Origin of the sequence: Candidatus Collinsella stercoripullorum, from assembly GCF_027669965.1 — a bacterium.
Taxonomy (GTDB): Bacteria; Actinomycetota; Coriobacteriia; order Coriobacteriales; family Coriobacteriaceae; genus Collinsella; species Collinsella stercoripullorum.
This window is the reverse complement of sequence record NZ_JAQECM010000002.1, coordinates 92,030-105,166: the sequence shown is the minus strand read 5'-3', so window position 1 is coordinate 105,166 and position 13,137 is coordinate 92,030. Positions and strand designations below refer to the sequence as shown.

The following is a 13,137-nucleotide window of genomic DNA, read 5'->3' as shown; positions in this document are numbered from 1 at the left end:
CCGCCCCCCTATCGTCGGTATATCGACGATAGTATCACAGGATGCGGACGATTCGGCGGGAACGTCGCGCCGCCTCGGTCGCGTCGGCGCTACCTCGTGCGGACGATCTCCACCGCGACGGTGCGCAGCGGCAGCCCCACCGGCGCCCAGGGCTTCTCCAGACGCACGCGCACGCCCATCAGCGTGTCGAACGTCGCCAGCAGGTCGTCGGCCAGCCCCTCGGCCACCGCCTCGATCAGCTTGTACACGTGGTCGCACAGGAAGGTGTCGACCCTGTGGCACACCTTGGCGTAGTCGATCGACGAGCGCAGGTCGTCGGTGCGCCCCGCCTCGCGCAGGCTCGTGTAGAGCGTGAGGGAGACGACGAACTTCTGCCCCAGCGCCCGCTCCTCGGGGTACACGCCGTGGTTGGCGAAGACCTCGAGGCCGTCGATGTGGATCTTGTCGGCTGAGGACAGGTCGTCCGGCGTCCAGCGGGCGATCGCCGTCCTCGTGGCGGGCAGCCCCGCCTCGCGCCGTGCGAGCTCGGCGCCCTCGGCGGGCGTGGCCTTCTCCGGCAGGTGCTTCTGATGCTTCTTTCCCATATGATCCGCTCCTTCGTACGTGACCCCGCGGGCGGACGGGCGCTTGCGCTATACGCGCACCGCGAGGTTCCTGGTTTCCTCCGGCCAGTTGCATTCCCGGCTCGCGGGGCAGGCGAAGCACGGCCGCGACGCCTTGTCCGCCGCGCGCAGCAGCTCGGCCAGCGGGCGCGCGCCCGGGCGCGGGACGCGGTCCCGATGCGCGCCGACCGCGTCGAGCAGCATCTCGCGCTCCGCGTCGGTGAATGAACAGCCGCTCTCTACCGTACCCAAAATCTCCCCCGCGATGCGCGCGCCCGCGGCGTCGTGCGGCTCGCCCGTCTCGTACTGGGCCGCGCGCCCGATGTCGTGCAGCAGGGCTGCGGCGTAGACGAGGTCGCGGGGGAGCTCGGCGGCGCGCCCCGCCTCAAGCACGGAGATCCACATGATGCGGGCCACATCCAGCAGGTGGGGCAGGCCGTGACGGCAGAAGGCGCGGTCGCGCTCGAGCGCCTCGATGCGCTCGAGCCGCTCCCGGTACAGCGGATGGCGCCAGATGGCGTCCACGCGGGGCATGTCGGCGAGCCCGAGCGGGACGGTCTCCCGCGGCGGCGCGGAGGCGCCCGGACAGGGCTCGGTCCCGCGGCCCTCCCCCGTCATGCGCGTCCCAGCATGCGGAAGAACCGCTCCTCCAGAGCGGGGTCGTCCGCGAACGCCCCGCGACGGGCGCAGGTGGCGGTCAGCGTGCCGGGCTTCTGAACGCCGCGCATGGTCATGCACATGTGCTCCGCCTCGATGAAGACGATGGCGCCGGTGCAGCCCAGGTCGTCCATCAGCGCGTCGGCGATCTGGGCGGTGAGGCGCTCCTGGAGCTGCAGGCGGCGGGCGAAGACCTCGACCGTGCGGGCGAGCTTGGAGAGCCCGGCGACGCGGCCGTCCGGGATGTAGCCGATGGCGACGCGGCCGTGAAACGGCAGCAGGTGGTGCTCGCACAGCGAGTGGAAGGTGATGTCGCGCTCCACGACGAGGTCGTTCGCATCGACGGCGAACGTCCGCGCCAGATGCTCGGAGGCCGTCGCATCCTGCCCGGCCATGAGCTCGGTGTACATGCGGGCGACGCGCTCGGGCGTCTCGAGGAGCCCCTCGCGCGACGGGTCCTCGCCGATACCCTCGAGCAGCAGGCGGACCGCCTGCACCACCTTTTCCTGATCGACCATGGACTTCCTCCCGGACGCTCGCCGATGACTGCGCTATCGTACCACCCCGCGCGCACGCGGGGGACGGGCGGTCCCGCGCCTACATGGTGTGCGTGGTGTAGACCTCCTCGTCCTGCCAGAGGCGCACGGCCTCCGCGAGCGGGACGCCGGCCTGCGCGGCGGCGGCGCGCGTGGCGGGCAGGTCGATGAGCCGCTGGTTGGACGAACCGCGGAAGCGCAGCGTGATGTCGTGCAGGCCCCGGACGAAGGGCCCGTCGACCAGGACGTCGATGCAGTCGAGCAGCCGGTCGGTCACCTCGGTGCGATGGCGGCCGCCCTCCATGAGCTCGTCGAGCGTGTCGCCCGTGAAGCACCAGATCGTCTTGCCGGACCCGCGCGGGAACCGCTCGCGCACGCGCTCGACGAAGCCGACGAGGCCGCGCTGGTTCTCGGGCTCCATGGGCTCGCCGCCCAGCAGCGTGAGGCCGTCGACGTAGAACGGCTCGAGGCTCTCGATGATCCGGTCCCCGACCTCGGCCGTGAACGGCTCCCCCGCCGCGAAGCTCCAGGCGCCGGAGTTGAAGCACCCCGGGCACCCGCGGCGGCAGCCGGAGACGAACAGCGAGGTGCGCACGCCCTCCCCGTTGGCGATATCCGAATACTTGATCTCGGCGTAATTCACGCGAACAACCCCTCGCAAGCGCAAGGCGGGAAAATAGGGACTGTCCCCGTTTTCCCGCCGTGATGACAGTCGGACCGGTTCTGCGCCGCGGCTACAGGTGCAGGACGCGGTCGCGGATCTCCTCGGTGCGGCCCTGGTTCCAGAACTGCGTGCCGATGTAGCCGCAGGTGCGGCGCGCCACGTTCAGCTTCTCCTGGTCGCGGTTGCCGCAATGCGGGCACTCCCACACGAGCTTGCCGTCGTCCTCGACGATCTTGATCTCCCCGTCGTAGCCGCACACCTGGCAGTAATCGCTCTTGGTGTTGAGCTCGGCGTACATGATGTTGTCGTAGATGTACTGCATGACGCGGATGACGGCCTTGAGGTTGTCCTGCATGTTGGGCACCTCGACGTAGGAGATGGCGCCGCCGGGGGACAGCTGCTGGAACTCGCTCTCGAACTTGAGCTTGTCGAAGGCGTCGATCTCCTCGGACACGTGGACGTGGTAGCTGTTGGTGATGTAGCCCTTGTCCGTCACGCCCGGGATGATGCCGAAGCGGCGCTGCAGGCACTTGGCGAACTTGTAGGTGGTGGACTCGAGCGGGGTGCCGTACAGCGAGAAGTCGATGTCGCTGGCGGCCTTCCACTCCGCGCACTTGTCGTTCATATGCTGCATGACCGCGAGCGCGAAGCCCTTGCCGTGCTCATCGGTGTGGGAGGCGCCGGTCATGTACTTCACGCACTCGTAGAGGCCCGCGTAGCCCAGGCTGATGGTGGAGTACCCGCCGTACAGCAGCTTGTCGATGGTCTCGCCCTTGTCGAGGCGCGCCAGCGCGCCGTACTGCCACAGGATCGGCGCGGCGTCGGACAGCGTGCCCTTCAGGCGCTCGTGACGGCACATCAGCGCCTTGTGGCACAGCTCCAGGCGCTCGTCGAAGATCTCCCAGAAGCGGTCGCGGTCGCCCTTGGACGACAGGGCCACGTCGGGCAGGTTGATGGTGACCACGCCCTGGTTGAAGCGGCCGTAGTACTTGGGCTTGCCCGGCTCGTAGTTCTTGGCGCGCGCCACGTTGTCGAAGCCGTTGCCCGAGCGGTCCGGGGTGAGGAAGCTGCGGCAGCCCATGCAGGTGTAGCAGTCGCCGTTGCCCTCGGTCTCGCCCTTCGACAGCTTGTACTTCCGCATCATCTTCTCGGAGATGTAATCGGGCACCATGCGCTTGGCGGTGCACTTGGCGGCGAGCTGGGTGAGGTAGAAGTACGGCGAGCCCTCGGCGACGTTGTCCTCCTCCAGCACGTAGATGAGCTTGGGGAAGGCGGGGGTGATCCACACGCCCGCCTCGTTCTTGACGCCCTCGTAGCGCTGGCGCAGGGTCTCCTCGATGATCATGGCCAGATCGTGCTTCTCGGCCTCGGAGCGCGCCTCGTTGAGGTACATGAACACGGTCACGAACGGCGCCTGGCCGTTGGTGGTCATGAGGGTGACGACCTGGTACTGGATGGTCTGGACGCCGCGGCGGATCTCGTCGCGCAGGCGCTCCTCGACCACGGAGGAGACCTTCTCCTCGGGGGCCTCGAAGCCCAGCTCGGCGAGCTCGGCCTCGACCTGGCGGCGGATCTTCTGGCGGCTCACGTCGACGAAGGGCGCCAGATGGGTGAGCGAGATGGACTGGCCGCCGTACTGGCAGCTCGCGACCTGGGCGATGATCTGGGTGGCGATGTTGCAGGCGGTCGAGAAGCTGTGCGGGCGCTCGATGAGGGTGCCCGAGATGACGGTGCCGTTCTGCAGCATGTCCTCGAGGTTCACGAGGTCGCAGTTGTGCATGTGCTGGGCGAAGTAGTCCGAGTCGTGGAAGTGGATGAGGCCCTCGTTGTGCGCGTCGACGACGTCGCTCGGCAGCAGCACGCGCTGGGTGAGGTCCTTGGAGACCTCGCCGGCCATGTAATCGCGCTGCACGGAGTTGACGGTGGGGTTCTTGTTCGAGTTCTCCTGCTTGACCTCCTCGTTGTTGCACTCGATGAGGGACAGGATCTTGTCGTCCGTGGTGTTCTTGGTGCGCTTCAGGCTTTGGACGTAGCGGTAGATGATGTAGTGGCGGGCGACCTCGTAGTGGTCGAGCGCCATGATCTCGTCCTCCACCATGTCCTGGATCTCCTCCACCGACACGGTGTGGCCCGCCTTCTCGCAGGCCTCGGCGACGTTCTGGGAAGCGAAGGCGATCTCGCGCTCCGAGAGGCGGTCGGCCTCGTCGACCTCGCGGTTGGCGCCGCGGATGGCGTTCGCGATCTTCTCGATGTCGAAGGCGACCTCGGTGCCGCTTCGCTTGATGATCTTCATGTTCGACCCTTTCGCCGTCATGGTGCGTCGATGTCAAGATACCGCGCCGCGTGGACGTTTCCCGGACCGCCTGGGCGGCCCCGGATGCGTCGCGCGGGCGCGCGGCGCGTCTCGCGACGGGTGCGCGCCGGCGGGCGGAGTAGGTGCCCGGGCGGCGCGGCGTCGGATGCGCCGTTCCATCATACGACAAGCCGTCTTCACTACATGCGGTAAACACGGCGAGGACAAACACAAGATGTTGTGTTTTTGCAGGTCAGAACGAAAGATTTGTTTCCCGACACATTGGCGCCTCAACCGGAGCGCGAACACCGCGCGCCGCTCACCTGCGGCGTTCCCCGGCGCCCGCGCGCGGTCGTGGATTTTGGATGGTCCACAGGAATTCACGTTCGGCCCCCGCTCGCGACCGCTCGGGGCGTCGGACCCATATGTTGTGCGCGGGCCCTCGGACGGCCGGCAGCCCCGGACGCGGCGCCCGGGGCTGCCGGCCCTGCGGGTACAATACCCGCAGACGCGCCGCGGCAGGCGGCGCCCCCAGGAAAGGAAGAACCATGGCACGCATCTTCAACAGCCCCGGCAAGTACGTCCAGGGCCCCGACGCCCTCGCGGAGCTCGCCTCCTACGCCGCGCCGCTCGGCGCGAGGACCCTGGCCATCGCCACGCCCGCGGGCGCCGAGCGCGTCGGCGGCAAGGTCCGTCGGGGCTTCGAGGCGGCGGGCGCCGAGCTCGTCCTCGAGGACTTCGGCGGCGAGTGCTGCGACGCGGAGATCGAGCGGCTCTGCGCCGTCGCGCGCGGGGCCGGCTGCGACGTCGTCGCCGGCATCGGCGGCGGCAAGGTGCTCGACACGGCCAAGGCGGTCGCCCACTACCTGGGCGCGCCCGTCATCGTCTGCCCCACCGCCGCGTCGTCGGACGCGCCCTGCAGCGCCCTGTCCGTCATCTACACCGCCGACGGCGTGTTCGACCGCTACCTGTTCCTCCCCTCCAACCCCGACGTGGTCCTCATGGACTCCACGGTGATCGCGGCGGCGCCGGCGCGCCTCATGGTCTCGGGCATGGGCGATGCGCTCGCCACGTACTTCGAGGCGAAGGCGTGCGTGGACTCCGAGGCGGACACCTGCGCGGGCGGCAAGGCGACCGCCGCCGCGCTCGCGCTCGCGCGGCTGTGCTTCGACACCCTCATGGCCGACGGCGTGAAGGCCAAGGTGGCGCTCGAGGCCGGGTGCCTCACCCCCGCCGTCGAGCACGTCATCGAGGCCAACACCCTGCTGTCCGGCATCGGGTTCGAGAGCTGCGGGCTGGCCGCCGCGCACGCCGTCCACAACGGCATGACGCAGCTCCCCGAGACCCACGCCATGCTCCACGGCGAGAAGGTCGCCTTCGGCACCCTCGTCCAGCTGGTGCTCGAGAACGCCCCCACCGAGACCCTGGAGCAGGTGCTCGGCTTCTGCCTGGAGGTCGGCCTGCCCGTCACCCTGGCCGAGCTGGGCGTGGAGGACGCCTCGCGCGAGCGCGTCATGGCCGTGGCCGAGGCCGCCTGCGCGCCCGCCGACACGGTGGGCAACATGCCCTTCGACGTCACGCCCGAGATGCTCGCCGACGCCATCCTGGGCGCCGACGCCCTCGGCCGCTACTACGCGCTGGAGGACTAGCCCCCGCGCCCCGGGTCCCGCCGGGCGCCCGGATGCGGGCCCGGCGGGAGGGCGCGCGCCGCGCGGGTGGTATAGTTGACGCGTATATCAGCAAGCTCATCGGCAGGCCCCTCGGCCTGTCGATTTCTCTTTCCGGGAGGGCTCCATGACCGAATGGCTGGTCCGGCGCTTCGTCAAGGACAGCGGCAACACGGGCGACGCCGCCGTGCGCACCGCCTACGGCCAGTTCGCCGGTATCGTGTGCATCGTCTGCAACATCGCGCTGTGCATCGCCAAGGGCGCCATCGGCGCGCTCGCGGGCTCGGTGTCCATCGTCGCCGACGCGGTCAACAACCTCTCCGACGCCGCGAGCAACATCGTGAGCCTGCTCGGCTTCAAGCTCGCGAGCCGGCCCGCCGACCCCGAGCACCCCTACGGCCACGGCCGCTACGAGTACCTCGCGGGACTCGTCGTGGCGGCGCTCGTGCTGGCCATCGGCATCAACCTGGTCGGGTCGTCCGTCGAGCGCATCCTGGACCCCGCGCCGGTCGAGTTCAGCGGCGCGCTCGTCGCCGTCCTCGCGCTCTCCATCGCCGTGAAGCTGTGGATGGCCGCGTTCAACCGCACCCTCGGGAAGCGCATCGGGTCCGAGACGCTCCAGGCGACCGCCGTGGACTCCAGGAACGACGTCATCTCGACCGCCGCCGTCCTCGCCTCGGCCGTCGTCTCCCAGGCGACGGGAATCCAGCTCGACGGCGCGGCGGGCGCGGCGGTGGGCGCCTTCATCGTCTGGAGCGGCATCGGCCTGGTGCGCGACACGGTCAACCCCCTGCTCGGGCAGGCGCCCTCCCCCGAGCTCGTCGAGCACATCCGGACCAAGATCATGGGCTACCCGGGGGTGCTCGGCACCCACGACCTCATGGTGCACGACTACGGCCCCGGACGGCAGTTCGCGAGCGCGCACGTCGAGATGGCCGCCGAGGCCGACCCCATCGAGAGCCACGACCTCATCGACAACATCGAGCAGGACTTCAAGAACGACGACCGCCTGATCGTGACCCTGCACTACGACCCCATCGTGACCGACGATCCCGCCGTGGTCGACATGCGCGGCTGGATCGACCAGGCCGTGAAGATCATCGACCCGCGCATCACCATCCACGACCTGCGCTGCGTGCCCGGCCCCACGCACACCAACGTGATCTTCGACTGCGTGCGCCCCGCCGACCTGCCCATGGGCGCCGACGAGCTGCGCCGGCGCGTGAGCCGGATCGTGCGGGACCACTACCCGCGCACGATCCCCAAGATCACCGTGGACGAGAGCTACGTGAGCTCGGAGCAGTAGCGGCCGCACCGGCCCGGGGTCCGTTGGGGGTTCGTTGGGGACGGGTCCGTTTCAACCCATGGGCCGCGGCGTCTCCGCCGGCGCGCCCCATCTGCCATGAAACCGTCTCGCAACGGGCGCGAAACGCAACCGCCTTCTTGGGCGCCCGTTCATCTTCCGGAAACCAGCACCCTCCATACTCGGCGCTGAGGCTACCCCGCACGGCGCCCGGCCCGCCGCGCGGGCCCACCGACGACGGAGCAGGGAGGGAAGCATGGACGCATACGGACCCGACGGCAGCGTGGGCACGGCCCCCTACACCGGGCTCGTCCCCCACACGCCCAAGATCAACCAGCAGCTCGCGCGCTACGGGGTGAAGTTCGGCATCTACCGGGACGGGGCCTTCACCGAGCGGCTGTTCCCCTTCGACGCCATCCCCCGCATCATCGACGCCGGGACCTGGCAGACGCTCGAGCGAGGGCTCGCCCAGCGCGTCGACGCCCTCAACGCGTACCTGCGCGACATCTACGGGGACCGGCAGATCGTGCGCGACGGGGTGGTCCCGGAGGACTTCGCCTTCGCGAGCTCCGGCTACCTGCCCCAGTGCGTGGGGATCGCGCCCCCGGACGGCATCTACAGCCACATCTCGGGCATCGACCTCGTGGAGGGCGCGGACGGCACCTGGTACGTGCTCGAGGACAACCTCCGCATCCCGTCGGGCGCCTCCTACCCGCTCATCGCGCGGAGCCTCTGCCGCCGGTGCGACGACACCACCTTCCGGCGCGTCCCGGTCGTGGACAACCGCGATTACGGCGCCCGCCTCAAGGCGGTGATGGACCACGTGAACCGCGGCGGCATCAACGTCGTGCTGACCCCGGGGCGCTACAACGCCGCGTACTTCGAGCACGCCTACCTCGCCGAGCAGGCGGACGCCCTGCTCGCAACCCCCGACGAGCTGTTCTGCGAGGACGGGAGGCTCTACTACCGCGACGCCTCGGGGATGAGCCGGGTGGGCGCGGTCTACCGGCGCGTCTCCGACGAGTTCCTGGACCCGCTGTGCTTCCGCCCCGACAGCCTGATCGGCGTCCCCAACCTCATGGCCGCCTACCGCGCGGGCTCCGTCGCCGTCCTGAACGCCCCGGGCAACGGCGCGGCGGACGACAAGGGCATCTACTACTTCGTGCCCAAGATGGTCGAGTACTACCTGGGCGAGCGCCCCATCCTGAGCAACGCCCCCACCTACCTGCCGTTCTACCCCGACGACCTTGCGTACGTCCTGGACCATGCGGACACGCTCGTCATCAAGGACGTCGCCGAGGCGGGAGGGTACGGCGTCGTCTTCGGGTCGTCGCTGGACGCCGCGGGCCTCGAGGCGCTCAAGCGCGCCGTCCGCGCCGAGCCGCGCCGCTTCATCGCGCAGGAGGTGGTGGATTTCACCTGCCTGCCGACCTACATGGGCGGCGAGGTGGTCCCGCGCAAGGCCGACCTGCGCGCCTTCGTCCTGAGCGGGGCGACCACGACCGTCTGGGCGAGCGGCCTTTCGCGCTACGCGCGCGAGGAGGGCTCCGCGATCGTCAACTCGAGCCAAGGAGGAGGGTTCAAGGACACATGGGTTCTCTCTCGCTGAACCGCATCGACCACCTGCTGTGGTTGGGACGCTACCTGGAGCGCAGCTTCACCACGCAGCGCTTCATCCTGAGCACCTACGACCGGGTCGCGGACCGCGCGCTTGACGACCTCGCGGGCGACTGGCGGGGCCAGCTCGCCGACCTCGGGTTCCGCTGCGAGACCGAGACGCCGCTCGAGTTCTTCCAGCGCTGCCTGTTCAACCGCGACAACCCCTCGTCGGTGGCGTGCTCCATGGACGCCGCCTACGACAACGCCCTCGCCTGCCGCGACGCGCTGGGGACCGAGAGCCTCGGGTACATCCAGATGGCGGTCAACGCCCTGGAGGCCGCGGGCGCCTCGGCGAGCCCCCTGCTCGACCTGCAGCAGGTGCAGGACAACATCATGGCCTTCAAGGGGTGCATCGACGACTTCGTGACGGATGACGCGGCGCGCTGCCTGGTGAAGTGCGGGATGACGGTGGAGCGCGTGGACCTGTGCGCCCGCCTGCGCTACCGGCTCGCCGACATCCCGCACGAGGTGGACCGGCTCGCCAGCCGCCTCGACCGCACGGGCGCCGCCTACAGTCGCCCCGCCTTCAAGGAGCTGGCGTCCATCGCCTCCTCCCCCTCGTTCCCCGACGACGCGGACGACGCGCTCCTCTCGCGCGCGATCGCGTGCGTCAACGGCATCTTCTCCTAGGACGGGGTGGGGCGCATGCGCATCCTCAGCTACTCGTTCGAGACCGCGCTCGAGATGAGCGAGCCCGTCCGCGAGCACGACTTCCTCCTCCGCTGCCAGCCCGCGAGCACGGCCGGGCAGACGGTCCTTTCCGCCCAGACCGTGGTGACCCCCGACACGGGGCTGACCGCGCAGGTCGACGGCTTCGGCAACACCGTGCTCGCGGGGCGGGTCGCCGCGGCCCACCGCGCCTTCTCGTTCCTGTCCGCCGGCCGCGTGCTCGTCGACCGCGCTCAGACCGTCCGCGCGCCGGCGCACCCGATCTACCGACGGCCCTCGGCGCTCGCCGCCGGCGACGACGCCATCGCCGCCTTCGCGCGCGACGCCTCGGGCGCGGGCGCCCCCGCGGCGGCGGAGGACCCCTGGGGCGCGGCGCGGCGGCTCTCCGGCGCGCTGCACGGGGCCATGGCCTACGAGCCGGGGAGCACGGCGACCACCACCTGCGCCGCCGACGCCTTCGCCCAGCGCCGGGGCGTGTGCCAGGACTACGCGCACATCCTCATCGCCGCGCTGCGGTCCCTGGGGGTGGCCGCCCGCTACGTCAACGGCCTCGTCGTGGGCGACGGCGCGACGCACGCCTGGGTGGAGGTGCACGACGGGAACGGCTGGCGCGGCATCGACCCCACCAACGACCGGGAGGTCGACGACGCCTACATCGAGCTCGCCCGCGGGCGCGACTTCTCCGACTGCCCCATCGAGGCGGGCGTGTTCCGGGGCGGCGCCGACCAGCGGCAGTCGCTCCACATCTCGGTGCGCGACCAGAGCATGCGGGCGTGACCCCGCGCCGGCAGGGGTTCGTTGGGGACGGGTTCGTTGGGGACGGGTTCGTTTCAACCCATGCCCGGCGCAGCCGGGGGCCGAGCGAAGCCGCGACGTCCCTGCCCGGCGCGGCCGCCGACGCCCGGGCGCGCCCCTCGCCGGAAGGGTCCCCGGACGGTCGGCCGGAGCGGACCTCCCAATTTGCGATATCGTTCCCACAACGGATATACACGATTGCCACGAGTCTTGCACCGCAGCCCTCCTGTTGATCGAATCCGCTCGTAGAGGCCATAGAATGAACCCGTCTGGACCGAGATGCGAAGGAAGGACGGGACCATGGCAACCACCCGCAAACCTGCTTCCCAGGCGGCCGGCGGCGCGAACGGACCGGCGGTGCGCGGGAAGGCCGCCGACAAGGTGTTCGCCGAGCGCCTGGCGCGCCATCGCGATGAGCTGCGCTGGCTCTACATGGAGCTCTACGACAACGGCGATATGTTCGCCGAGCTCTGCGACGGGCTGAAGCGCTTCTTCGACGAGCGCGACAACAAGCTCAAGAAGCTCGACCTCGCACGCGAGGAGGCCGGCGCGTGGTACCGCGCGACCAACATGCTCGGCATGCAGATGTACATCGACAATTTCGCCGGCACCATCAAAGGCGTCGAGAAGAATCTCCCCTATATCGAGCGATGCGGCGTCAACTACATCCATCTCATGCCGTTCCTCGACACGCCCGCCGACAAGAGCCGCTCGGACGGCGGCTACGCGGTCTCGGATTTCCGACGCGTGAACCCCGCGCTCGGCACCATGGACGACCTTGCGCACCTCGCCTCCAAATGCCACACGCGCGGCATCAGCCTGTGCATGGACTTCGTCATGAACCACACCTCTGACGAGCATGAGTGGGCCCGGCGCGCCCGCGCCGGCGAAGGCGAGTACATGAGCCGCTATTTCTTCGTGCACGACCAGGGCATCATCGACCGCTACACGCGCGACGTGCCGCAGGTCTTCCCCACCACCGCACCCGGCCACTTCACCTACCTGCCCGAGCTCGACCAGTGCGTGATGACGCAGTTCTACCCCTACCAGTGGGATCTCAACTACCGCAACCCGCGCGTGTTCAACGAGATGATGTACAACTTCCTGTTCCTGGCAAACCAGGGCATCGACATCATCCGCATCGATGCGGTCCCCTACATCTGGAAGCAGCTCGGCACCAAGTGCCGCAACCTCAAGCAGGTCCACACTATCGTGCGCATGATGCGCATGATCGGCGAGATCGTGTGCCCGGGCATCGTGCTTCTGGGCGAGGTCGTCATGGCGCCGGTGGAGGTCGCGCCGTACTTCGGCACCGTCGAGAAGCCCGAGTGCCACATGCTCTACAACGTGACCACCATGGCGACCACCTGGAATACCGTCGCGACGCGCGATGCGCGCCTGCTGCGCCAGCAGACCGACATCGTATGCTCGCTGCCCCGTAGCTACACCTTCCTCAACTATCTGCGCTGCCACGACGATATCGGCTGGGGCTTGGATTACGGGACGCTCTCGACGTGGGGCATGGCAGAGGTGCCGCATAAGACGTACCTGAACGACTACTTCCAGGGCCATACGCCCGGCAGCGTCTCGCGCGGCGAGCTCTACAACGCCGACCCCGTCACGGGCGATGCGCGCTTCTGCGCCACCACCGCATCCATGTGCGGCATCGAGGCGGCCGGCTTCGAGGGCAACGACGAGGCGATGGAGGTTGCCATCCGCAAGGACATCATGTTGCACGCCTACATGTTCACGCAGTCGGGGCTGCCCATCATCTACAGCGGCGACGAGGTCGGCCAGGTGAACGACTACACCTACAAGGACGACCCCGAGAAGGCCGAGGACTCCCGTTACATCCACCGCGGCGCGTTCGACTGGCAGCTTGCGAAAAACATCGACGAGCCCGGGTCTGTCCAGCAGCGCATCTTCGGCGCCTTGCGCGCGCTTGAGAATATCCGCCGCGACGAGCCGGTGTTCTCGGCCGACGCCGACGTGCGCACCAAGGATTACGACGACACCTCGATCCTGTGGGTCGTACGCAGCATCGGCGACAGGACGCTGCACGCCGTGTTCAACTTCAGCGACGACGCCAAGACCATCTGGATGCCCGAGACGGCCACGTACACCGACCTGGTGAGCGGCGAGACCGCCGAGCTCGCGACGATCGCCATGCCGAGCTGGGGTTTTGCCTGGATGCTGCGGTAAGGACGCCGCGGCGCCCTCTTTATCTTCACAAACGAACGGTTTACGGTGCGGTTTATGGCAGGATGGTCGAGTATCACCGCCGATGCCCAG

General features: G+C 69.1%; 11 protein-coding genes. 6 read left to right on the top strand and 5 right to left on the bottom strand.

The genetic code is table 11. The features are described 5' to 3' along the window. Positions 1–89: 89 nt before the first annotated feature. The 5 genes from folB to nrdD form a co-directional block, all read right to left on the bottom strand. On the bottom strand, positions 90–584 hold the full coding sequence (gene folB / locus PHA29_RS01155; protein ID WP_270847613.1) for a dihydroneopterin aldolase: 495 nt from the start codon (positions 582–584) through the stop codon (positions 90–92). 48 nt (positions 585–632) lie between these two features. Continuing rightward, positions 633–1,220: an HD domain-containing protein gene (locus tag PHA29_RS01150; protein ID WP_270847612.1), complete on the bottom strand. Its 588-nt coding sequence runs from the start codon at positions 1,218–1,220 to the stop codon at positions 633–635. Further along, positions 1,217–1,777, bottom strand: a complete 561-nt coding sequence (gene folE / locus PHA29_RS01145) for a GTP cyclohydrolase I FolE (RefSeq protein ID WP_270847611.1) — start codon at positions 1,775–1,777, stop codon at positions 1,217–1,219. Before folE ends, PHA29_RS01150 begins: the two co-directional genes overlap by 4 nt. A 79-nt stretch (positions 1,778–1,856) precedes the next feature. Then, positions 1,857–2,438 (bottom strand): anaerobic ribonucleoside-triphosphate reductase activating protein, encoded by a 582-nt coding sequence (gene nrdG / locus PHA29_RS01140; RefSeq protein ID WP_270403777.1) that lies wholly within the window; start codon positions 2,436–2,438, stop codon positions 1,857–1,859. A gap of 91 nt (positions 2,439–2,529) precedes the next feature. Further along, positions 2,530–4,752, bottom strand: a complete 2,223-nt coding sequence (gene nrdD / locus PHA29_RS01135; protein ID WP_270403779.1) for an anaerobic ribonucleoside-triphosphate reductase — start codon at positions 4,750–4,752, stop codon at positions 2,530–2,532. A 548-nt stretch (positions 4,753–5,300) separates the two neighbouring features. Between nrdD and PHA29_RS01130 the strand changes: the two genes are divergently transcribed. The 6 genes from PHA29_RS01130 (at position 5,301) to PHA29_RS01105 (ending at position 13,047) form a co-directional block, all read left to right on the top strand. Next, a complete protein-coding gene (locus PHA29_RS01130; RefSeq protein ID WP_270847609.1) occupies positions 5,301–6,401 on the top strand; it encodes a glycerol dehydrogenase in 1,101 nt (366 codons plus the stop codon). 145 nt (positions 6,402–6,546) lie between these two features. Further along, positions 6,547–7,725: a cation diffusion facilitator family transporter gene (locus PHA29_RS01125; protein ID WP_270847607.1), complete on the top strand. Its 1,179-nt coding sequence runs from the start codon at positions 6,547–6,549 to the stop codon at positions 7,723–7,725. A 253-nt stretch (positions 7,726–7,978) separates the two neighbouring features. Next, positions 7,979–9,331, top strand: coding sequence for a circularly permuted type 2 ATP-grasp protein (locus PHA29_RS01120; RefSeq protein ID WP_270847605.1), 1,353 nt, complete (start codon positions 7,979–7,981; stop codon positions 9,329–9,331). Beyond that, positions 9,313–10,011, top strand: a complete 699-nt coding sequence (locus PHA29_RS01115) for an alpha-E domain-containing protein (RefSeq protein ID WP_270403786.1) — start codon at positions 9,313–9,315, stop codon at positions 10,009–10,011. Before PHA29_RS01120 ends, PHA29_RS01115 begins: the two co-directional genes overlap by 19 nt. Positions 10,012–10,026: 15 nt before the next feature. Beyond that, a complete protein-coding gene (locus PHA29_RS01110) occupies positions 10,027–10,827 on the top strand; it encodes a transglutaminase family protein (protein WP_270847603.1) in 801 nt (266 codons plus the stop codon). 318 nt (positions 10,828–11,145) lie between these two features. Continuing rightward, on the top strand, positions 11,146–13,047 hold the full coding sequence (locus PHA29_RS01105) for an alpha-amylase family protein (protein WP_270847601.1): 1,902 nt from the start codon (positions 11,146–11,148) through the stop codon (positions 13,045–13,047). The last annotated feature ends 90 nt before the right edge of the window (positions 13,048–13,137 follow it).

Excerpts from the sequence above, each read along its gene's own strand:
- PHA29_RS01125 (WP_270847607.1), top strand. The coding sequence starts at position 6,547 with ATGACCGAATGGCTGGTCCGGCGCTTCGTCAAGGACAGCGGCAACACG.
- nrdD (WP_270403779.1), bottom strand. The coding sequence starts at position 4,752 with ATGAAGATCATCAAGCGAAGCGGCACCGAGGTCGCCTTCGACATCGAG.
- PHA29_RS01115 (WP_270403786.1), top strand. The coding sequence starts at position 9,313 with ATGGGTTCTCTCTCGCTGAACCGCATCGACCACCTGCTGTGGTTGGGA.
- PHA29_RS01130 (WP_270847609.1), top strand. The coding sequence starts at position 5,301 with ATGGCACGCATCTTCAACAGCCCCGGCAAGTACGTCCAGGGCCCCGAC.
- folB (WP_270847613.1), bottom strand. The coding sequence starts at position 584 with ATGGGAAAGAAGCATCAGAAGCACCTGCCGGAGAAGGCCACGCCCGCC.
- PHA29_RS01150 (WP_270847612.1), bottom strand. The coding sequence starts at position 1,220 with ATGACGGGGGAGGGCCGCGGGACCGAGCCCTGTCCGGGCGCCTCCGCG.
- PHA29_RS01110 (WP_270847603.1), top strand. The coding sequence starts at position 10,027 with ATGCGCATCCTCAGCTACTCGTTCGAGACCGCGCTCGAGATGAGCGAG.
- PHA29_RS01105 (WP_270847601.1), top strand. The coding sequence starts at position 11,146 with ATGGCAACCACCCGCAAACCTGCTTCCCAGGCGGCCGGCGGCGCGAAC.
- PHA29_RS01120 (WP_270847605.1), top strand. The coding sequence starts at position 7,979 with ATGGACGCATACGGACCCGACGGCAGCGTGGGCACGGCCCCCTACACC.
- folE (WP_270847611.1), bottom strand. The coding sequence starts at position 1,777 with ATGGTCGATCAGGAAAAGGTGGTGCAGGCGGTCCGCCTGCTGCTCGAG.